Consider the following 19,406-nt stretch of genomic DNA (forward strand, 5'->3'; position numbering starts at 1 on the left):
TACGGATAAAAAAGCAATAAATACGGTGAACAAAGCTAGGCATGCCGTATTCTTATATAGTATACCTTCTGTCCTTGAGTGGGACGCCAAATAAGCTCGTAGCATGTAGTTGATGCTGCGGGCTTATTGCTGTTTTTGGGGCTTTTTTCAATGGGATTGCTCCTTTATGGGAGCTTAGCAATGAGCTGTTCAACGGGCTGTGGTGGCACTTTCTCTAAAAGATCTCCCATACGCTGAAGGCGTTCCTCGATATTGAGCAGATGAAAATCAGAGGGAGATACATTTTGCTGAACCTCCTCCCAGAGCAAGGGTGTAGAAACTGTAGCGAGTGGTCTTGCACGTGGCGTGTAAGGTGCAGCTAATGTTTTGCCGCTATAATGCTGGAGGTAGTCAAAATAGATTTTATCTCCGCGATTCTTTTTTAGACGTTCCAGGGTGAACAGGTTGGGATGCTTTTCGGTGACATAACGACCCACAAAATGCCCGATTTTCCGCAATCCATCAAAAGTAACGCCAGTCTCGATAGGGACGATAATTTGCACCCCGGTAGCACCGGAGGTTTTGGGTACAGAGGAGAGGCCGAGGGAGGTTAAGACCCCCCCAACGATCGCAGTTGCTTCCATGATGCGGGGTTCGATCTCAAGTGACGGATCAAGATCAATCATCCACTCACAGGGCAGCTCGCTGCCTACATAATGCAGGGAAGGGTGGAATTCCAAAGCAGCGAGATTTCCCAGCCAAAGCAGCTCAGGTAAACCTTGCAGCTTGATATAGTTAATATTCTCGTGCACAGCGGTTTGGACAAAGGCCGGAAGCGGATCAGGTGCATTTTTCTGATAAAAGGACATTCCAGAGATGCCGTGCGGATAACGAATGACGGTAAGCAGCCGGTCCCGGCAATAACGCAGCAGATAGGGAGAGAGTGCAGCGAGCTTTTGCAGATAAATCCGTTTTGTAATGCCACATTCGGGCCACAGCAGCTTCTCTGGATTAGTGATGATGATTTCTTCTCCGTCTATGGTAATTGTACCTTTGATCGCTGCCGGCATCGGGGAAACTCCTTTCTGTGATAGGAATGAAGGTATTATGTGTCAGTCTGCTCCTTTTCATGAAAAAAATATTCCCAAAGTGTCCCTTTTGGATGATCATAAGACTTATAAGGATATACGTTAATGAGAAAGGGGAGTTTGCTGATTTTGGACGGGATCGAGCACACCGTTGTTCGGGTACAGGCAGGCGAGGTAGATTCCTATGCCTTAATCGTCGAGGCGTTTCAAAAGCCGATTTACCGCTATTGCTGTCGGCTGCTTGGGAGCCGTACTGAAGCGGAGGATGCAGTACAGGAAATTCTGGTAAAGGCATATCAGCATATAGGCACATACCGCCCTATCGCGAGCTTCTCTTCATGGCTATATAAAATTGCCTACCATCATTGCCTCAGTCTGATCCGCAAACGTCAAAGCCAAATAAAGTTTATGGCGCTTTTTCAACCAGATCCGCCTGCGGAAAGCCCGGAACAGTTGATGGACCGTTACATATTTAACGAACATCTGATTTTTGCCCTCGCGAAGCTAAAGACAGAGGAGCGAAACCTGTTAGTACTTAGAATCTTTGAGGAACAGAGCTTCCCGGAGATTGCGGAGATTCTGGATAAGAATACTGATGCTGTGAAGAAGAAATACAGGCGAACGATTACGAAGCTTGGCAAAATGCTGAATGCTCAGAAAGGGGGAACGGAATGGTGCGGCAACGAGGCTTTGTTGAAGAGAAAATGATCAAGAAAATGGGTGCGGTAGGGAGCTGCGAAGAGCTGGATGTAAAAGCAGCTGTTATGAAGCGGGTAAGAGCAATTCATGAACAACAGAATAGGATTGACGGTGAAAGGACGAGCATGGTTAGCGAGCTGAAGCCGTTCCCAGAACCGGAAGATCCTATTATGCAAAAGCAAAGGGAGATGCCCCAACACCCGTCTAAGTTTAGAAAAAGAGTGCTCACTGGAGTCTCCGCGGCTGTATTGCTGGGGATTTTCGGGTTGGGTGCTCTGCAGCTGTCTGAACATGGAAAGTTATCGGAACAAGGTAGCCAGTTTACAATTGATATCACAAAACCCCAAGGTGGTATTATTACACTAGTGAACAGCGGAGGGAAGGCTGTTGTGAAGACGATGCATAATAATACGCCTGATCCGACAACCTCGCCTGCGATAGAGAAGTATCAGAGCTTATCTATGACTTATAAAGAGCAAGTGCTTGCTCGTTTAAACACTGGAGAAATGGCTGCTTATTATGTGAAGGATGCTGAATTAAATAAGCTGCAGTTAGGGTTAGGCTATGGAAATCAATTGCAGTTTGCTTTTATTTCGCCGGTGTATTCGAAATATCAAGACTTCGTAAAAGAATTAAAAACTGTTGGCGATTTCTGGCCAGGGTTGCCTTCCTCGTTAGCTGATGGTTATGAATTCGAGCAAGGAACCTTTAATGCAGCTCCCCTATACAGGTCGCTAGACCCAGAATATGAAGAAATCCTTGAACAATTTCAAAAAAAGGCTACAACCGATAAAACTGGGCAGAACTTATTTATGGAGAAGATAGCTGCAAATTCCATAGATAATGCTGAGGTTACCTACGACAAGGGAGATCAAAGAATTACACTATCCTTAAGGCAGAGTGTTTTTAAGGGTTATACCATGCAAGTGTCTATCTTGGAAGGCCAGACTGCTGAAAAATGGTCTGTGACAGGTACAGGTAAAGAGGCAATATTTATCGCGGCGGGTACTGGAAAAGGGAAGAATGCTTGGTTTTCTCAGAATCGATTGTATTGGTATGATGAAGTCACCCAGATGGTTTTTTCTCTAAGCGACAAGCAGGAGAATAAACTGACTCGTGAGCAATGGCAAAAGATTGCCACCAGTTTTATTCACTAGCTACTGTTCTAACAGTACATTATGAGAAGCTGTCTCAAAAGTAGTGAATTCTACTTGGGAGGCAGCTTTTTTTATGGAATAGGGGAATGATGGATTTTACTGTGCCATGTGACGATATGCCACGCGTAGTGTTCTATGCTAATGGTTGGGGCGGTGGGCGATGTGCTATGTGTGATTTTCGTGCGGCTTGCAGTAGATGATTTTGTGGAATTAGTTGGTATATGTGACGGTGGACTATGGGCGTTACGTTCTGTGTTTGTGCAATGTATAGAGTGCTTTAAACTAATTATAAGTCCGATGAACAGAAATCTCTGAATTTTAGGGAGAAATTCCCAATTATTCTATAAGAGCTTTACTTATTGCATCACTTGATGCGTCACTTGTAATGTTAAGAATAAAAAAGAGGCTGTCCCAAGCAACTATTTCATGGCTTTTGGGACAGCCTCTTTTTTGTGAGAAATGTCCCTTTTTCTAATGTTGGATTGTTATAGAAGTGTAGTTAAAAACAGGGGTGAAAATACATTTACCTTATTGAAGGAGAGGATGTTAGAAATTGAAGCTCCATTCTGATTTCAAAAAAACAGTTATCACGTTCTCTGCAGCAATCTTGCTGGGAACAGGAGTGGCCGGGGGTGTGGATGTACCCGGCTTGTCTTCTACAATTGCGGCGGCATCAGGAGCACAGGTTGCATCACAAACCGATCAGAAGACCCAAAAGGAATTGCAGGCACTCGTAGCTGGAGTGAAGGAAGGTACGCTTTTGGCCTACTACGTACGGGATAAAGTCTCCAATCCACAGGATACGATCAGCTTCTCTGGCAAAGGGTTTGTTTTTAAAGACTATAAATCCTTTGCTGCGAAGTTTAAAGCGCTAAAGGGTCCGTCTATTCCGCAGCCCGGAAATCTTCCTAAAGGCTTCACTCTGGCGAGAGCGATCATCTATCCACCGGCTGTAGCTAATGATTCAGAGCTGTATTTGCAACTAGAGCAGGAATTGAAGGCAGCAGCGGTTGCTGGTAATTCTAATAAACAGTTGTTTAGTAAAATCATCAGCTGGAACCAGACGAATTTGTCTATGCAGCTGTATGCCAAAGGAAAAGCCAATTTTAGCATTGTAACTGGGTCGCCGCCATCCAAACTTCCGGAAGGAGCAGTACCATTTGTAAGAACCTCGGAATCTAAGAAAGAATTAACGGTCAACGGCAGGAAAGTAGTACTTACAACTGATTCCGCTAAAGACGCAAGCTTTAACACAAAGCTAGTATGGCTGGATAACTCAGGCACGATACAATACACCCTTTCAGACAATCGGGCCAGTACGCTGACGACAAATGAAATGCTGGCGGTAGCTAAAACCATGATCAAATAACCAAGGGGCTAAAGGAGGATATTATAATGACGATTAAGAAAAGCGCGGCGATTACAGCCTTAAGCTTATTAGTATTGATGAGTGCGGTGAGTGGAACAGCAGGAGCAGTGCCTGCGGGGAGTAATAATAAAAGTAAAGCTACCGCACCCGTTGAGCAGAATACGCCCGTATCTTCAACGATTGAAGCTTTGATTGCTAAAGAAAATACGGTTCCCTTACAAGCAGGCGAACTTAAGGTCCTGTATGTAAATGATAAGAAATCTAATCCACATGAAACCTTGAGTATAAGCTATATGCCATATAGATTTAGTTCTATAAACGAAGCGGCGCAGAAGTTACTTTCCTTAAGCGGGAAGTCACTCCTGATACCCACTTCTCTACCAGAGGATTATAAGTTACAGGATGTCGTTTTAAATCCAGTGATTCCAATGTTTTTTAGCTCAGAGTATAAAACCCTCAGGGATCAATTAAAAGCTAAAGCCCAAGCTGGTGGTAAAAAGGTGATTTCGCAAAGCTTGAAGTGGAGCAATACAGAAACCTCTATCACCTATCTACGAAATGGAGAGAGGGTGAATTTAAGATCTGCACCTGCATACACGCTACCGGAAGGGGTGACTTTGGCCCAGCTGCCTGGGGATCAGGATGAGAGCTTGACCATCAACGGGGTTGAGGCGGTCTACACAGTCTTCGGGCCTCATCACGGTGATCGTAAAGTCCAGCTGGTATGGTCCAGTGCTGATGGAAGTGTCGATTATACACTTACGAGTACAAAAAATACCGCGCAGACAAAGGCAGAGCTGGAGGCCCTTGTAACAAGTCTTACAGCGCAATAAGAAACGTCCTCCCACTTCAGATTGGGAGGACGTTTCTTTATTAATTTATCCTTTTTGCTCCATTGTGCATGCCTCCGGGGGAAGATCCACTTTAGCTTGAGTAACAGGCTGACGCAGAGTGCCCGAGGTGTTCCATTCCAGAAAATGAACTTTGAAGACGAGCTCCGGCTTTATCCAAAAAGCACCCTTGCCTCGCTGTGGAACATCTGCAAAGGGCATCCGATCCAGTTTAAGGCGGTGTGCCTCCGCAGTTAAGTCGCGTTTATCCTGTACAGTCAATTTGCCCGGACCGGCATGTCCTATATAATGCAAATTTCCTTTTTCGTCATAAAGACCAAGAAGCAACGCGTTGACGATACCGTCACGGAACGTCACACCCCCGGCTACAGCTGTAATATCAGAACTGATTTTGCGTTTCTGCCAACGTTTATCTTTTCCGCCCGGAGCATAAGTACTGTTGACGTCCTTGCAGACGATCCCTTCCAAGCCCTGGTTCTGAGTGGCGGCGAACAGTTCTGTAGGATCGGTATAACTTGGCACAGCTTGAACATGGGGATGCGGCAGCAGAATGTTACTTAACAGCTGCTGCCGCAAGAATAATGGTTGATCCATCGTCGATTGGCCATTATAAAACAGAATATCAAAAATCATATAAATGACAGGAACCTGATGCCTAACGACGGAAATTGTGGAACCATTTTTCAAACTGTCCCTCCGCATCACCTCATGAAATGAGGGTTTGCCGTCCTTGAGCGCGATAATCTCACCATCTAGAATAACGGAGTCAGCCTTGCAGTAAGCAGATACCTCAGTAAGTTCTGGATATTGCGTAGTACGGTAATTGCCACGTCTGTTAATAAGCTGAGTAGTGCTTCCATCGTAATAGGACAACATCCGTACGCCGTCCCATTTAATTTGTGCGATCCACTGGTCACCTGCTGGAAGCTGCCCAGCCAGTATAGGTTCAAAAGGAATAATGGGCTGAAGCTTCATCCGCAGAGCCTCCTAAGATACGGTTGTTTTGCTTTTCGTGCTGCGGCGTTTCGGTTTCGGCGTGATGACTGGAGCCGGCCCGGAGACCTCGTTTTGCTGCTCCGCAGGTTCCGCGGCGGTTGTTTTGGTCTTGACTGTTTTTCTTTTGGCAGCAGGAGCCGCTTTAGTTTTGGTTTTTGTGTTGCCTGTTAATGAAGGACCAGGGTCTGAAGGAATATGCTGCACAGCTTGAATACTAGCCTGTAAGGCGGCCATTAGATCAATCACATTGCTTTCCTGTTTAGCAGGAGCGATATGAAATTCCTCGCCTGCAATTTTATGTGAGATCAGATCAAGCATACGCTGGCGATAATCATCGGTATATTTTGCCGGATCAAAAGGAGTGGATAGCTGTGAGATCAGCAGCTTAGCCATTTCCAGCTCTTTATCGTTCACTGTTCCTGCTTCGGGCAGACCAGGCACTTGTGAGATCGGCCGCACCTCATCGGGATAAAAAATGGTCTCAATCGCAAGGCAATCCTCAAGCACACGGATCGCTGCCAGACTGCTTTTTGAGCGGATTGAAATTTTGGCGATGCCAATTTTACCTGTCTGCTTCATGGCTTCCATAAGAAGTCGATAAGCATTTGATCCTGCCTGATCCGGGGATAAATAATAGGTTTTTTGAAAATAAATCGGATCGATTTCTGTCAGGTCAACAAAGTCGAGAATGGAGATGCTTTTACTGGTCTCGTCGGATAGTTGATCCAATTCCTCTTTGTCGAAGAGCACAAACTTCCCTTTTTCATACTCATATCCTTTACCGATCTCTTCCCAAGCGACCTCTTTGTCACACACCGGGCATTTGCGTACATACGACAGCGGGCTGCCACATTCCTTATGGATATAACGCAGAGAAATGTCCTTGTCTTCCGTAGCGGAGAACATTTTAACCGGAACATGCACAAGCCCGAAGCTTATGGCTCCTTTCCAAACGGTATGCATGAGAAACACCTCCTGATCTAAGTTGATTTGCTTTGGGTTAGTATGAGGCAGGAAAGGCTTTTCTAGCCGGGTGCATTTTTTGAGAAGCTTGGGAAAAAATAAACTCGGACCTGTGAAGTTGAGGAGGAGAATCTAAGGTATGGAACCAAGAGATAACGAATGGAGCGATGCGCTGAGCGAGCAGGATATTCCGGCCACAGTTGTGGATTGGGAGAGCATTATTGCACCCGCGGAGGCCAGTCAGGTATCCGATTCGGAAAAGCTGGATGCGGAACGAACCCTCGAAGATACATCACCCTTAGAATCGTAAACTTTAGGAAAGATAAAGGAGGAGAACAGTTGTGGACGTCAAACGGGCACAGGATATTTATGCTTCTAAAGAAACGGTAAGTGTACATTTGGATGGGGAGCCTGTATGGATTGAACATGTGGATGAAGAGAACGGAATGGCTACGGTACAAGTTGGTTCTCGACCAACCAATACGCACACTGTGGGTGTTGAACGACTCGAAGAGCAAGAGCACTAACAAAGGTCTACTTAGAGCCTACGTTAAAGCTGAATTATAGTTTTTAAAAAAAGAGACTTTTTATGCTTAAGTTTGCGTAAAGGTCTCTTTTTTGCGTAAGAATTAAAGCAATATATTGGGTCAGGCAGGACAGTCCATTATTGTTGCGCTGTGTTCAGGAGTTATTGCGACAGTATTATTCTTTCAGGCTACAGATATGGTAAGGAGCAGCATGAGCGGATTAGCGGCAGTCGAAGCCACCCAATCTCGCAGCGTTCATTATCGAAATCTGCTTAACCACGCAAGTGAAGAAGAGGGCTTTACCTCCTTCAGCTTAAACAATGGGCAGGGACAGTTGTTGCGGTGGATGGACCATACCGATATAATTGAATGTAATGGTTTTCGACAGGTATATTTTAAAAGGTGGTAGTTGTAGTTGGACAAAACAGTCGAAACGGTGTTCACTTACCGTTCTTACAATCTGCAGGATACGGAGCAACTGGCAAGTGCAATAGCTGCTGCTTCAACGGCAGGCATGGTTATCGGTTTGGACGGTGATCTAGGCGCAGGAAAAACGGCCTTCTCGCAAGGTTACGCTCGCCATCTTGGAGTGAAAGGGATCGTAAACAGTCCTACTTTTACTATTATTAAAGAGTACGAAGGTCGTCTGCCGTTATATCACATGGATGTATATCGGATTTCACTTCAGGAAGCAGATGAGCTTGGATTGGATGAGTATTTCTATGGTCAGGGTGTTTGTTTGGTAGAATGGAGCAGTATTATTACGGAGTTGATGCCGCCGCGGCATATGCATATATACATGGAAACAGTTGGACCGGAGGAACGAATCATTACGGTGACCGGAATCGGGGAGCCTTATGGTGAGCTTTGCCGGGAGCTGATCCAGAAGTGGGGTTAATAAAAATGACGAACGAGAATACTGAGCCGCGCAAGCGGCTTTTAGCGCTGGATACATCAACTGCCGTATTGGGGGTTGCAGTGACCGAGAATGGAGAATTATTGCATGAAATTAATGCTTCCGGTGAACGGAATCATTCGGTGCATTTGCTGCCGATTATAGAGCAGGCGCTGCAAGCTTCGGGAACAAACGTTGCTAATCTGGGCGGGATTGCGGTTGGTGTGGGCCCGGGATCTTATACGGGAACACGGATCGCGGTTACCGCTGCCAAAACACTGGCTTGGGCATGGAATGTCCCGGTAGTTGGTATTTCGAGCCTGCATGCTGTGGCATGGGGTGGGCATGAAACAGCCCTTAAGAATAAGACGACAGCAGAGTCAGGACAAGCCACTGCGAACAGTGGCTACGGTCCAGACTGGATCATTCCACTGATGGATGCGCGTCGGGGACAGGTCTACACAGGATTATTCGCAGCGGATGGGAATAGTTCTCTTAGCCGCCTTGAACCAGATGCCATCCGGTTGATGGCTGACTGGGTGGAGTACTTGGCAGAACGTTTACAACAGGCTTCAGCTGAAGGAACTAAACCAGCTATTCTATGGTTTGTTGGAGAAACCGCTGTACATGGCAGCGAAGAATCACTACATCCACTGGCGGAACTCGGCACTTCTGTAGCTGTTCCATATGAGCTGGAGGGCCGCTGGACAGGCTTCCTTGGTGAAGCCCGGCTGCAAGTAGAGAATGATGATATTCATAGCTTGATCCCTAACTATACTCAGATTTCGGAAGCGGAGGCCAATCTGCGGTTAAGTAGTAAAGGAGGCTTAAAACGATGACGGAAGTGGAATCATTGAGAGCACAAGAGGCTGACCTTGTTTTTCGTCTGATGAAGCTGGAGGATATTCCGGACATTCTTATTATTGAGCGCGAAGCCTTTACCATGCCGTGGACGGAGGAAGCTTTCCGGAATGAGCTGACGCATAATCATTTTGCTAAATACATGGTCATGGAGCTGGCGGGTCATATCATTGGCTATGCTGGAATGTGGGCTATCGTGGATGAGGCGCATGTGACGAATATTGCCTTACTCGAAGCTTATCGTGGACGTAAATGGGGGGAGCGCCTGTTGGAGGAGTTAATGAATACTGCCTCTTACGTAGGCATGAAATCTATTACGCTTGAGGTGCGGGTATCCAACGAGGTAGCTCAGAATTTATATCGTAAAAAAGGCTTTCGTTCTGCCGGTACGCGCAAAGGATATTATTCCGATAATCGCGAGGATGCACTCATTATGTGGGCGGATCTACCGGAGTATAAGGAGCAAGGCTATTTGGAAGGAAGCGTGGACTTGAAATGAAGACAGAAACGGGCGCAGCTCAACCTGTACTAATACTTGCTATAGAGACCAGTTGTGATGAAACCTCGGTGGCCGTGGTCAAAAACGGATCAGAAGTGTTATCCAACATCATCTCGAGTCAAATAGAGACACATCGTGCTTTTGGTGGCGTGGTGCCAGAAGTGGCTTCCCGTAAACATGTGGAGGTAATTACGCTCGTAATCGAGGAAGCGCTCGCCAAGGCAGGCGTTACACCCGAACAATTGACTGCGGTAGCGGTGACTCAAGGCCCGGGTTTGGTGGGAGCTTTACTGGTCGGGGTAGTAGCAGCTAAAAGCCTTGCTCTTGCATGGGGCAAGCCGTTAATTGGCACGCATCATATTGCAGGCCACATCTATGCTAACCGCCTAGTTGCAGAGTTGCAGTATCCTTGTATGACACTAGTGGTGTCAGGTGGACATACTGAACTGGTTCATATGGAGCGTGAGGGTGAATTTCGAATTATCGGCCGTACGCGTGATGATGCTGTAGGTGAGGCCTATGATAAAGTGGCTCGGGCGCTAGGGTTCCCTTATCCCGGCGGACCCCATGTAGATCGCCTGGCACGCGAAGCAACGGAAGTTGTTGCATTGCCGCGGGTATGGCTGGAGCCGAACTCTTATGATTTCAGTTTCAGCGGTCTAAAATCGGCGGTGCTGAATGTGGTGAATCAGAGCAAAATGAAAGGTCTTGAACCCAATGTGGCAGGTATTGCCCGGGGGTTCCAAGAATCCGTAGTAGAAGTACTGGTGGAAAAGGCGGTACGCGCCGTTAAAGCCACTAACTCCAGACAGTTATTGCTCTGTGGGGGAGTCGCTGCTAATGGCGGACTCCGCTCGGCATTAATTTCACGCTGTGAAACGGAGGGCATTGAACTTATTATTCCTCCACCGGTGTATTGCACGGATAATGCGGCGATGATTGGAGCGGCTGCATACGTGAAGTGGCAGCATGACGGAGGAATACCGCTGGATATGGTTGCTGACCCTGGATTCTCACTGGAACAATGGTCTGTATCTGCCTATTGACATCATTTGGAGCTAACGAGTATAATCAGTTCAATTAAACAAGGCAAACGCGATGAGCGGAAGTAGTAAGGATACTCTGGGATAAGAGAACTGCGGGTAGGTGCAACGCAGTCGAAGGAGTCCTGAACTCGTCTGGGAGCGGAGCGGTGGAAGCATTACTGGCAATTGTCGCCGGAACGTTTGTACATCGTTTACGGGTAACCTCCGTGATAGGGTGGTCTAGTACCTAACATACTGGACCGTAGAGTGGATGTTCAATTAGAATCGGCAGGAACTTAGCTGATACAGAGCATCAACAAGAGTGGTACCGCGAAGGTTAACAGCCTGTCGTCTCTTGAATGAGATGGCAGGCTTTTTTGTATGGATTTAGAGTGGTGAATAATTTATATAATACACGCTAAGAACGGGAGTAGTAGAGTTTGACGGTGAACAGAGAGCTGCGGGTTGGTGCGACGCAGTCACCGGATTTCTTGAAGCTCGCCCGGGAGCGGAGCGGCGGAACAAGAGTACGCTGCCTACGGCTGTCCTCGTTATCGGACCTTTCCGGATTTAAGCTGGCATGCCAGCTTGAACCGGGAAGAAGAGCTGGACGCAGCTTTAAGGCTTGTTATTAAGACAGCCGATGCGTCAAAAAGAGTGGTACCGCGGAGGGGTAACCCGCCGTCTCTTTATTAGAGACGGCGGGTTTTTGCGTTCTTGTAGAAAAAGTCCGGGGAATGGACTCATCGCTACATAAAACGCCAAAAGTGAACACTCTGCACATTGTGCAGAGATTCATTTGTTTCAGCTGCCGGCAGCAGTGGGTGGGAAATGAGCAGAACCGCAAGTCGACGTGTGGTTCTGCGCCGAAGCATAGGATAGAGATAAGGCATCCAATTACATGAAAACAAAACTAGGAGGAATTCAGATGATTATTCCAGTTAAGAAACGTATTCAAATTTTCGATACGACCCTGCGTGACGGTGAGCAGGCCCCTGGGGCTAGTCTGACTCCTGAACAAAAAATATTGTTGGCCTATAAGCTCGCTGATCTGGGTGTTGATGTAATGGAGCCGGGGTTCCCGGTATCGAGTCCTGGAGATTTTGCAGCGGTGCAGACGATTTCGCGTAAGGTGCGCAACGTGGAGATTTGTGGTTTCGCGCGGGCCGTAAAAGGAGACATCGATGCTGCAGTCCGGGCCACTCAAGACGCTGAACGTCGGCGGATTCACTTGTTCATCTCCTCTTCTGATATTCATTTACAGCATCAACTGCGTATGAGCAGAGCTGAAGTCGTAGCTAAAGCGCGCGAGATGACGGCTTATGCGCGACAATTCTGTGATGTAGTTGAATTCACGGCCATGGACGCTGCGCGGACAGGGATTGATGATCTGATTGAAATGGTTGAAGCAGTTATAGAGGAAGGAGCCTCCATTATTAACCTGCCGGATACAGTAGGATACGCATTGCCACATGAATATGGCGAGATGTTCCGTAGAGTGCGGCAGGGAGCAAGAGGCGGCGGCAAGGTTAGCTATAGTGCCCACTGTCATAATGACTTGGGGCTGGCTGTAGCTAACAGTCTGGCAGCGATTGATGGAGGGGCGACTCAGATAGAAGTCACCGTGAATGGTGTAGGCGAGCGCACTGGGAACTGCGCACTGGAAGAGCTTGTTATGGCACTCGAAACCCGCGGCGATGCAATTGGTGCAGAAACAGGCACCGTGCTCGATAAACTGTATGATACTTCACGGCTGATTAGTGGAGCGATGCATTTCCCAATCGCCTATAACAAGCCGGTCGTCGGAAGAAATGCCTTCCAGCATGAATCCGGGATTCATCAGGATGGCCTGCTCAAGGATCGTAGTACCTATGAGATTATGGATCCCGAACGGCTGGGCATCCCCCGCAGCATGATCATTCTGGGCAAACATTCTGGCAGACATGCGCTGAAGGATCGGGCTGCGAAGTATGGAATAACGCTGGAGCCTGCGGAGTTGGATGCACTTTATGAGTCCTTTAAAGAGACCGCTGACCGTCAAAAGGTCGTAAGTGATGACCAGCTGCTGCAAATGGTAAGCAGTACAACTGGACAACAAGCTCAGGTCTATGAGCTGGGTGAGGTTCAGGTATTGGCGGGCAGTGCCCAGCGCCGTGTAGCTGCAGTTACGGTACGCCATTTGCAGACTGGCCGGGAAACGTCACATACCAGCACTGGTGAAGGTCCGCTTGAAGCGATTATCGCTGCTATTGGGCAAGGGATTGCTGAGGAGATTGACTTTGCAGGACTCGAGCTTCATTCGCTTGGAAGCGGAGAGAATGCGCAAGCAGAAGCAGCGGTGATGGTGGAGTGGGAGGGCCTTAAATTCAGAGGCACAGCCACTCATCAAGATATAATTATGGCGGCAGGCATCGCTTATATCGCAGCCTGTAATGCTGCCCTGCTCTCTACACAGATTGTCTAAAATACGACGTGCCCGCTGTCAGTTTAGGAGATAGCGGGTTCTTTTTTAGCAGAAAATCAGTCTTGTAAAATGGGGTTACGTCTTTTGTCAAGTTGTGGACAACGTTATCCACATATTCTGCCTGAGTTGTGTAAAAAGTGCGTAAAATCAGCAATAACGGCTTTTTTCAAAATGCGCTAATAAACAATTTTGTTGGCAATGAAACACTGTGAGAATTGTGGATAATGTGGATAAATCCGTGGATAATAATTCCTTTTCTTTGAAAATACCGATTTAACGCATAAAAAAGACCCCGAAGGGTCTTTTGAAGTAGGGAGTTATACACGAAACCTGTGTATAGAGCTGTGGATAACTATTTATGAACAAATCTAGAACGATTAAAAAATATTTATAAGGAGGATTTACATTATTCGTCAGCAAGGATTTCCCATTCGCTAAAGAAATCTGTCAGCTGAGATTTTTTGTTCTTCAGGTCCTCTTCATAACCTTGAAGTGCTAAATAATCCTGATAAACTTCAGGTTTAGTCATTTCATGCTCTATAAATACGATTGATTCTTCAAGTGAGGCGATGTTCTCCTCAAGCTCTGCGATACGCCGTTTGCGGTTACGTTCTTCACGCTTAGCCTGCTTGTCTGCTTCAAAAGAGGTTACAGCGCTTTTTTCAGGTACAGCAGCGTCCTTATTGACGTTTTTAGTAGCTAGTTCAGCGGCATCTTTTGCAATCTCTTCTAATTCTCGTTTCTTCTCGACATAGTCATCGTAGTTGCCGAGGTATTGGTCGATCCCTTCGGGATGCAGCTCCAGTACCCTTTCAGCCATCTTGTTCAAAAAATAACGGTCATGGGAGATGAACAGCAGGGTGCCTTCGAAATCAATTAAAGCAGATTCCAGAACCTCACGGCTGACCAGATCCAAATGGTTGGTAGGTTCATCGAGAATTAGCATATTTGCACCGCGGAGCATTAGTTTAGATAACGAAACCCGAGCTTTTTCGCCGCCGCTGAGTGCGGAAATCTTCTTAAGAACATCCTCTCCGCTAAAAAGGAAATTACCAAGGATCGTACGAATTCTGGCTTCCTCGATCATTGGATATTCACTCCACAGTTCTTCCATAACCGTATTTTGTGGATTAAGGCGGGTCTGTTCCTGATCATAATAAGCAATTTTTACTTTAGTGCCCCAATTCACCGTTCCAGCAGAAGGCTCACGGGCTCCGGTCATACACTGCAGCAGTGTGGATTTACCGATACCATTGGGACCGATCAGGGCAGCAGTCTCCCCGCGACGAAGCTCAAAAGAAGCGTCCTTGAATAAAGGTGAACCTTCATTAAAGGCAACCGCAACATTGCGCACTTGAAGCACCTCTTTTCCAGACATGAAGTCTGGCTCAAAGGAGAAGCTAGCCTTCTTCAGATCGCCCATTGGACGATCTAGACGATCCATCTTCTCAAGCGCTTTGCGTCTGCTCTGCGCACGTTTTGTGGTGGAAGCCCGGACAATATTTTTCTGAACGAAATCCTCCATTCGAGAAATTTCATCCTGTTGCTTCTCATATTGCTTCATCCGTGCTTCATATTCGGCAGCCTTCAAATCTACATAACGACTGTAGTTACCCGTATAACGCCGGGACTGGTGCCGCTCGATCTCTACAATAGTGGTCACGAGCCGGTCTAGGAAATAACGGTCATGGGATACAACCAGAATCCCGCCAGCATAGCTGCGGAGGTAATCCTCCAGCCACGTTAACGTTTCGATATCCAGATGGTTAGTAGGCTCATCCAGCATCAGAAGATCTGGAGCCTGAAGCAAAATACGGGCCAGCGCGAGCCGGGTCTTTTGGCCTCCACTAAGGGTAGAAATGGGTGTATCTGGTGGGAAATCACTGAAGCCCATGCCGTGTAGGACACTGCGAATCCGTGTATTCATTTCATAGCCGCCGTGGTCCTTGAACCAATCCGAGCGCCGCGCATACCGTTCAAGCAGTTCTTCGTACCGCTTGGGGTCTTCCGCGAGCTTGGGATCAGCAATACTCACTTCTAACTCTCTCAGCTCAGTTTCGGCTTCGATCAGCGGAGCGAAGACCGCCATCATTTCTTCATGAATGGTTTTGTCAGATTGAAGTCCGCTATTCTGAGCTAAATATCCGATTGTTGTTTCTTTTGATTTATGAATTTGACCGCTGTCATAAGACATCTCACCGGCCAGTATTTGTAGAAAAGTTGATTTGCCGGCACCATTCACACCCACTAGCCCGACACGTTCCTTTTCATTTACCTGTAGGCTTATGCCATCCAGTACGTTCTGTATACCATATGATTTAGTAATTCCTGTCGCTTGAAGAAGCATAACGATGAAACCTCCACCCTTGCATATTTCGCCTTGGTATTTATCCCTCAGCCGTATGAACAACTTATTCTATAGTTTACATGAAAAGCGTTTCCCAAGCGAGGGTTCGATCTAATGTAAGGAGGGAATAACGACCTAGTCCGATAACACAGTTCTATCCACCTTGGCGAACCGGGGAGAAGAGTGGTAAACTGGATTTACAAACAAGGATAAGCTAGGGATGAATAAGAGGGGGAGGCCGACAATGTCCAGCGAGGAGTCGGAGATCTCCAAAGTAAAGCAACAATTACGAGCGGAGAAGACCATCGCCCGAAACGAGCTGTCTTCGGACCAGAGAAGTAAACTATCATCTGAAGTCTGCCACTATGCATTGGAGTGGCTGGAGACGAAGGGTATAACTTCACTAATGGCCTATGTGTCTTTTCGTTCAGAGCTTGATACCCGCCCACTTATCACACAGGCGTGGAAAGATCAGCGTAAGGTGCTGTTGCCGCGTGTAATTCCAGCGAGCGGTGAAATGAGTGTCCACGCGGTGAATGCATGGAGCGATTTAGAGCCGGGGGCTTATGGTATCCATGAACCTGTTGTCTCCAGCAGAGATTTATTAGAGATTGAAGAGATTAAGCTACCTGCTGTTGTGTTCGTACCAGGGCTAGCATTTGATCTTCAAGGCGGCAGGCTTGGCTACGGTCGAGGATACTATGACCGGCTACGTGCGTCTTGGGAGAAAGCCGGGTACGTTAGCGCACAGCCCCCGATATGGATCGGGTTAGCTTACGGCATGCAGTTGGTTCCAAGGGTGCCGATGGATGAGCATGACGCTTTAATGGACATGCTGATTACTGAAAATGGTATAGTGCACTGCCGAAAAGGAGAGTGAGCCATGGAATTGACCCATTTCAACGAGCAGGGAAGAGCTCGTATGGTGGATGTGAGTGAGAAGGAGATCACGAAGCGGACAGCTGTCGCGCGGAGTATGATCAAGATGGCTGCTGGAACGCTGAGCGCCATTAAGAGTGGCAAGATCAGCAAAGGTGATGTCCTTGCTGTTGCGCAGATCGCCGGGATTATGGCGGCTAAGAAGACGTCAGACTGGATTCCGATGTGCCACCCGCTGCCACTTACCGGTATTGATATCAGCTTCTCCGATAACAGCGAAGATGAACTTTATATAGAAGCAACAGTCCATACTACAGGAAAAACCGGAGTAGAGATGGAGGCCTTAACCGCTGTTTCTGCCTCAGCACTAACGGTGTACGACATGTGTAAGGCTATTCAGAAGGATATGATTATCGGACCGACGCTTCTGGTATCTAAGAGCGGGGGCAAGAACGGAGATTATGCGCTCAAATAAGTATCAGCTGCTTTTGTTCGAAGCGCTGATGCGAGCAGGCTGAACTGTACAGCCAACTATACATATAGAGAGGAAGGACAAACCTATGGCGTGGAAGACAGCAATCCTAACGGCCAGCGATAAAGGGGCCAGGGGCGAACGGGAAGACACGAGCGCCCAGGTTATTCGGGAGCTGGTGGAAGAGGAACTAGGTGGCGAGATCATTGAATATCGAATCGTTCCCGATGAACAAGATGAGATTATCGCAGCCTTGATTGAACTGACGGACTATTTTCAGGCAGATTTGGTACTGACCACCGGAGGCACAGATCTGGCAATTCGTGATGTGACCCCGGATGCTACTCGGCGAGTGGTAGAACGGGAAGTGCCTGGGCTCTCAGAAGCTATGCGCAGCACAGTGATGCAAAAAAACCGTGCAGCTATGCTTTTTCGTGGGATATGCGGCATTCGCGGTCGCACGTTGATTGTCAATTTACCTGGAACGCCGAAGGGTGTTCATGAGAATCTGGCAGCTATTATGGATCAATTACCGGAAGCACTACTCATGGTAACTGGCCAATACCGCCAATAACCCTTTGTCATCTTCTTGTCACGTCACAATGATAATCTATTTATAGAAGAAAGTGGATGTAACTGTGACATAAGTTATGGTATTATTAAATTAAAGTAAACGATACCATGAACGGACAGGTGGACAAGGAGGAATAATAATGTTTAGTGGAATTGGTACTCCTGGTATTATTTTGTTGGTCATACTGGCACTTCTGCTCTTTGGCCCAAATAAACTGCCAGAGCTAGGCCGTGCAGTTGGACGAACCTTCCGTGAATTTAAGGAAGGCGCGCGTGAAATCATCGGGGATAATGAACCGGTGAAGAAGAGCGAAGCTCCTGTGCCGACGGCCCCGCAAACGGTCGCTGCAGATATTCCTCAGGACAAACGCCTGCCGGAATAATAGAAGATCTTTCAATGGGGCAATCTCAGGAGTCTACTAGACTTGAGGAGACGCCCCTTTTTCTTTGCTTTCCGCAGCAACGGACACTGCTTTGAAGAAAGTTAGTGTTATCTTTTTTACTCTTGTCATGGGATGGTGTCTGGATGTCTCTGAAATCGGAAGAAATGTCGGTGGTGGATCATCTCACCGAGCTGCGCAAACGGATTATTTATGTGTTAATCGTATTTGTCCTTGGATTAATAGGCGGATTATTTTGTGCAAAGCCCATTTACGATTATTTGATTAGCACGGACCTGGCGCAAGGTTTTGTTCTGCATGCATTCTCATTCTGGGATGGCATTGGGATGTACATGAAGATCGCGATGGCCGTTTCGCTAGTGATTTCTGTCCCGTTTATTGCCTACCAGCTGTGGGCATTTATCAGTCCGGGCCTGCGGCCGGAGGAGCGAAGTGCGACACTTCGTTATGTTCCCTATGTGTTTATTCTTTTCCTTATCGGTCTTTCTTTTGCTTATTATATTGTTTTTCCAATGGCACTTTCGTTCACGATCTCAATTACCAGAAGCATGGGACTGGAAGAGACCTACGGGATTGCACAATATTTTAACTTCATGTTCAGCCTGGTATTGCCGCTGGCCTTGCTGTTTGAACTTCCATTGCTGGTGATGTTTCTGACCAAACTAAGAGTTCTCAACCCGCTACGCTTGCGTAAAATGCGTCGGTACGCCTATTTCACGCTTGTTTTTATTGCTGTAGTTATCACGCCCCCGGATTTTATCTCAGACTTTCTAGTGACGATTCCACTGCTCATTTTGTATGAGTTCAGTGTATTTTTATCTGCATTTGTCTATCGCAAGCAACTTGCTGCGGACGCGGCACGGGATGAACGCTATGTTCAGAAGCAGGAGTGAGGAGAGAGGCTGCCGCTTAGTAGATTTTCTACGAATGTGGCAGCTTTTTGCTATAAGTTGATTTCATTAGTTGGATTGAATACACTTAATAAGTAATTGTTATCGATCGATCAGGATCATTAGATGCAATGGTTTAACCATTCTAGCAACGTTCATATCTATAAGGGGTGAGAGGAAGGCGCTGGAATCCTACGCATATTTTCAAAACCCGTGGATACAATGTAATAGAGTGTGTGCTTGGACAAGCAGTGAAACGTATTTTTTTGCGAAAACTAATACGAATTTGTGTAAAAAGACTTGAAATCCGGGCTCAAGTTGAGTATCATAAAAATTGTTGTTAGCACTGCACGCTGTTGAGTGCTAACGCTCTTGAAAAATAGGAGATGGGCTGGAGATTAGCAGGGTTCCATTGATATTTTTCAAGAACATCACAGAATTCTAAGTTTGACCGGTAAGTTCTAAACTATG

20 protein-coding genes, 1 pseudogene and 1 other annotated feature are annotated in these 19,406 nt (G+C 46.9%); of the genes and pseudogenes, 17 read left to right on the forward strand and 4 right to left on the reverse strand.

Going from position 1 to position 19,406, the window contains the following annotated elements:
• Positions 1-164: 164 nt before the first annotated feature.
• Complete coding sequence (gene ligD, locus MKZ09_RS05555) at positions 165-1,049, reverse strand: non-homologous end-joining DNA ligase (RefSeq protein ID WP_076137202.1); 885 nt, start codon at positions 1,047-1,049, stop codon at positions 165-167.
• Between the two features lie 123 nt (positions 1,050-1,172).
• On the opposite strand from ligD, the gene MKZ09_RS05560 reads away from it, so the two are divergent.
• The 4 genes from MKZ09_RS05560 (at position 1,173) to MKZ09_RS05575 (ending at position 5,125) form a co-directional block, all read left to right on the forward strand.
• The gene (locus MKZ09_RS05560; RefSeq protein WP_232061158.1) at positions 1,173-1,775 is read left to right on the forward strand and encodes an RNA polymerase sigma factor; all 603 of its coding nucleotides are present in this window, start codon (positions 1,173-1,175) and stop codon (positions 1,773-1,775) included.
• Positions 1,739-2,923, forward strand: a complete 1,185-nt coding sequence (locus MKZ09_RS05565; protein WP_076207376.1) for a hypothetical protein — start codon at positions 1,739-1,741, stop codon at positions 2,921-2,923. Before MKZ09_RS05560 ends, MKZ09_RS05565 begins: the two co-directional genes overlap by 37 nt.
• 553 nt (positions 2,924-3,476) lie before the next feature.
• Positions 3,477-4,292: a hypothetical protein gene (locus MKZ09_RS05570; protein ID WP_076207379.1), complete on the forward strand. Its 816-nt coding sequence runs from the start codon at positions 3,477-3,479 to the stop codon at positions 4,290-4,292.
• A gap of 26 nt (positions 4,293-4,318) precedes the next feature.
• Positions 4,319-5,125 (forward strand): hypothetical protein, encoded by an 807-nt coding sequence (locus tag MKZ09_RS05575; RefSeq protein ID WP_076207382.1) that lies wholly within the window; start codon positions 4,319-4,321, stop codon positions 5,123-5,125.
• A gap of 45 nt (positions 5,126-5,170) precedes the next feature.
• Here the strand turns inward: MKZ09_RS05575 and MKZ09_RS05580 are convergent, their stop codons facing one another.
• Together MKZ09_RS05580 and ku are read right to left on the reverse strand one after the other, a co-directional pair.
• Positions 5,171-6,118: an ATP-dependent DNA ligase gene (locus MKZ09_RS05580; RefSeq protein ID WP_076207385.1), complete on the reverse strand. Its 948-nt coding sequence runs from the start codon at positions 6,116-6,118 to the stop codon at positions 5,171-5,173.
• Between the two features lie 12 nt (positions 6,119-6,130).
• On the reverse strand, positions 6,131-7,102 hold the full coding sequence (gene ku / locus MKZ09_RS05585) for a non-homologous end joining protein Ku (protein WP_076137211.1): 972 nt from the start codon (positions 7,100-7,102) through the stop codon (positions 6,131-6,133).
• Between the two features lie 139 nt (positions 7,103-7,241).
• On the opposite strand from ku, the gene MKZ09_RS05590 reads away from it, so the two are divergent.
• The 8 genes and pseudogenes from MKZ09_RS05590 (at position 7,242) to MKZ09_RS05625 (ending at position 13,373) form a co-directional block, all read left to right on the forward strand.
• Positions 7,242-7,412 (forward strand): hypothetical protein, encoded by a 171-nt coding sequence (locus tag MKZ09_RS05590; RefSeq protein ID WP_162636663.1) that lies wholly within the window; start codon positions 7,242-7,244, stop codon positions 7,410-7,412.
• A 31-nt stretch (positions 7,413-7,443) separates the two neighbouring features.
• Positions 7,444-7,629 carry an H-type small acid-soluble spore protein gene (locus MKZ09_RS05595; protein ID WP_036676525.1) on the forward strand — a complete coding sequence of 62 codons (186 nt, stop codon included), beginning with the start codon at positions 7,444-7,446 and terminating at the stop codon, positions 7,627-7,629.
• A gap of 121 nt (positions 7,630-7,750) precedes the next feature.
• Positions 7,751-7,885 (forward strand): annotated as a pseudogene (locus tag MKZ09_RS34365) (multidrug resistance efflux transporter family protein); the annotation flags it as partial.
• Between the two features lie 159 nt (positions 7,886-8,044).
• A complete protein-coding gene (gene tsaE / locus MKZ09_RS05605) occupies positions 8,045-8,527 on the forward strand; it encodes a tRNA (adenosine(37)-N6)-threonylcarbamoyltransferase complex ATPase subunit type 1 TsaE (protein ID WP_076137213.1) in 483 nt (160 codons plus the stop codon).
• A 5-nt stretch (positions 8,528-8,532) separates the two neighbouring features.
• On the forward strand, positions 8,533-9,363 hold the full coding sequence (tsaB, locus tag MKZ09_RS05610) for a tRNA (adenosine(37)-N6)-threonylcarbamoyltransferase complex dimerization subunit type 1 TsaB (protein WP_076137215.1): 831 nt from the start codon (positions 8,533-8,535) through the stop codon (positions 9,361-9,363).
• Positions 9,360-9,884, forward strand: a complete 525-nt coding sequence (gene rimI, locus MKZ09_RS05615) for a ribosomal protein S18-alanine N-acetyltransferase (RefSeq protein WP_076207388.1) — start codon at positions 9,360-9,362, stop codon at positions 9,882-9,884. The genes tsaB and rimI overlap by 4 nt, the downstream gene beginning before the upstream one ends.
• Complete coding sequence (gene tsaD, locus MKZ09_RS05620) at positions 9,881-10,930, forward strand: tRNA (adenosine(37)-N6)-threonylcarbamoyltransferase complex transferase subunit TsaD (protein WP_076099403.1); 1,050 nt, start codon at positions 9,881-9,883, stop codon at positions 10,928-10,930. Before rimI ends, tsaD begins: the two co-directional genes overlap by 4 nt.
• Before the next feature lie 390 nt (positions 10,931-11,320).
• Positions 11,321-11,601 (forward strand) — a binding site (T-box leader).
• Between the two features lie 236 nt (positions 11,602-11,837).
• On the forward strand, positions 11,838-13,373 hold the full coding sequence (locus MKZ09_RS05625) for a 2-isopropylmalate synthase (RefSeq protein ID WP_076207391.1): 1,536 nt from the start codon (positions 11,838-11,840) through the stop codon (positions 13,371-13,373).
• 406 nt (positions 13,374-13,779) lie between these two features.
• Here MKZ09_RS05625 and MKZ09_RS05630 read toward each other — a convergent pair whose 3' ends face one another.
• The gene (locus MKZ09_RS05630) at positions 13,780-15,720 is read right to left on the reverse strand and encodes an ABC-F family ATP-binding cassette domain-containing protein (protein WP_076147091.1); all 1,941 of its coding nucleotides are present in this window, start codon (positions 15,718-15,720) and stop codon (positions 13,780-13,782) included.
• Between the two features lie 244 nt (positions 15,721-15,964).
• Between MKZ09_RS05630 and MKZ09_RS05635 the strand changes: the two genes are divergently transcribed.
• The 5 genes from MKZ09_RS05635 to tatC all read left to right on the forward strand — a co-directional run bounded on the left by MKZ09_RS05635 (position 15,965) and on the right by tatC (position 18,938).
• Positions 15,965-16,600: a 5-formyltetrahydrofolate cyclo-ligase gene (locus MKZ09_RS05635; RefSeq protein ID WP_076137219.1), complete on the forward strand. Its 636-nt coding sequence runs from the start codon at positions 15,965-15,967 to the stop codon at positions 16,598-16,600.
• 3 nt (positions 16,601-16,603) lie between these two features.
• Entirely contained in the window at positions 16,604-17,074 is a 471-nt protein-coding gene (gene moaC / locus MKZ09_RS05640) for a cyclic pyranopterin monophosphate synthase MoaC (protein WP_076099399.1), read from the forward strand.
• Positions 17,075-17,159: 85 nt separating this feature from the next.
• Positions 17,160-17,645 (forward strand): MogA/MoaB family molybdenum cofactor biosynthesis protein, encoded by a 486-nt coding sequence (locus tag MKZ09_RS05645; RefSeq protein WP_036676512.1) that lies wholly within the window; start codon positions 17,160-17,162, stop codon positions 17,643-17,645.
• A 139-nt stretch (positions 17,646-17,784) separates the two neighbouring features.
• On the forward strand, positions 17,785-18,027 hold the full coding sequence (locus MKZ09_RS05650) for a twin-arginine translocase TatA/TatE family subunit (protein ID WP_036676510.1): 243 nt from the start codon (positions 17,785-17,787) through the stop codon (positions 18,025-18,027).
• 143 nt (positions 18,028-18,170) lie between these two features.
• Positions 18,171-18,938, forward strand: coding sequence for a twin-arginine translocase subunit TatC (gene tatC / locus MKZ09_RS05655; protein WP_076099398.1), 768 nt, complete (start codon positions 18,171-18,173; stop codon positions 18,936-18,938).
• Positions 18,939-19,406: the final 468 nt, after the last annotated feature.

This window comes from Paenibacillus sp. FSL R5-0908, assembly GCF_038006245.1.
In the GTDB taxonomy this organism is placed as follows: domain Bacteria; phylum Bacillota; class Bacilli; order Paenibacillales; family Paenibacillaceae; genus Paenibacillus_AQ; species Paenibacillus_AQ odorifer.

What these genes read in the sequence shown, in the direction of transcription:
- moaC (WP_076099399.1), top strand. Translation starts at nt 16,604, where the DNA reads ATGGAATTGACCCATTTCAACGAGCAGGGAAGAGCTCGTATGGTGGAT.
- MKZ09_RS05635 (WP_076137219.1), top strand. Translation starts at nt 15,965, where the DNA reads ATGTCCAGCGAGGAGTCGGAGATCTCCAAAGTAAAGCAACAATTACGA.
- MKZ09_RS05630 (WP_076147091.1), bottom strand. Translation starts at nt 15,720, where the DNA reads ATGCTTCTTCAAGCGACAGGAATTACTAAATCATATGGTATACAGAAC.
- tsaD (WP_076099403.1), top strand. Translation starts at nt 9,881, where the DNA reads ATGAAGACAGAAACGGGCGCAGCTCAACCTGTACTAATACTTGCTATA.
- MKZ09_RS05560 (WP_232061158.1), top strand. Translation starts at nt 1,173, where the DNA reads ATGAGAAAGGGGAGTTTGCTGATTTTGGACGGGATCGAGCACACCGTT.
- MKZ09_RS05645 (WP_036676512.1), top strand. Translation starts at nt 17,160, where the DNA reads ATGGCGTGGAAGACAGCAATCCTAACGGCCAGCGATAAAGGGGCCAGG.
- tatC (WP_076099398.1), top strand. Translation starts at nt 18,171, where the DNA reads ATGTCTCTGAAATCGGAAGAAATGTCGGTGGTGGATCATCTCACCGAG.
- rimI (WP_076207388.1), top strand. Translation starts at nt 9,360, where the DNA reads ATGACGGAAGTGGAATCATTGAGAGCACAAGAGGCTGACCTTGTTTTT.
- ligD (WP_076137202.1), bottom strand. Translation starts at nt 1,049, where the DNA reads ATGCCGGCAGCGATCAAAGGTACAATTACCATAGACGGAGAAGAAATC.
- MKZ09_RS05565 (WP_076207376.1), top strand. Translation starts at nt 1,739, where the DNA reads ATGGTGCGGCAACGAGGCTTTGTTGAAGAGAAAATGATCAAGAAAATG.
- MKZ09_RS05575 (WP_076207382.1), top strand. Translation starts at nt 4,319, where the DNA reads ATGACGATTAAGAAAAGCGCGGCGATTACAGCCTTAAGCTTATTAGTA.
- tsaB (WP_076137215.1), top strand. Translation starts at nt 8,533, where the DNA reads ATGACGAACGAGAATACTGAGCCGCGCAAGCGGCTTTTAGCGCTGGAT.
- MKZ09_RS05625 (WP_076207391.1), top strand. Translation starts at nt 11,838, where the DNA reads ATGATTATTCCAGTTAAGAAACGTATTCAAATTTTCGATACGACCCTG.
- MKZ09_RS05580 (WP_076207385.1), bottom strand. Translation starts at nt 6,118, where the DNA reads ATGAAGCTTCAGCCCATTATTCCTTTTGAACCTATACTGGCTGGGCAG.
- MKZ09_RS05650 (WP_036676510.1), top strand. Translation starts at nt 17,785, where the DNA reads ATGTTTAGTGGAATTGGTACTCCTGGTATTATTTTGTTGGTCATACTG.
- MKZ09_RS05590 (WP_162636663.1), top strand. Translation starts at nt 7,242, where the DNA reads ATGGAACCAAGAGATAACGAATGGAGCGATGCGCTGAGCGAGCAGGAT.
- ku (WP_076137211.1), bottom strand. Translation starts at nt 7,102, where the DNA reads ATGCATACCGTTTGGAAAGGAGCCATAAGCTTCGGGCTTGTGCATGTT.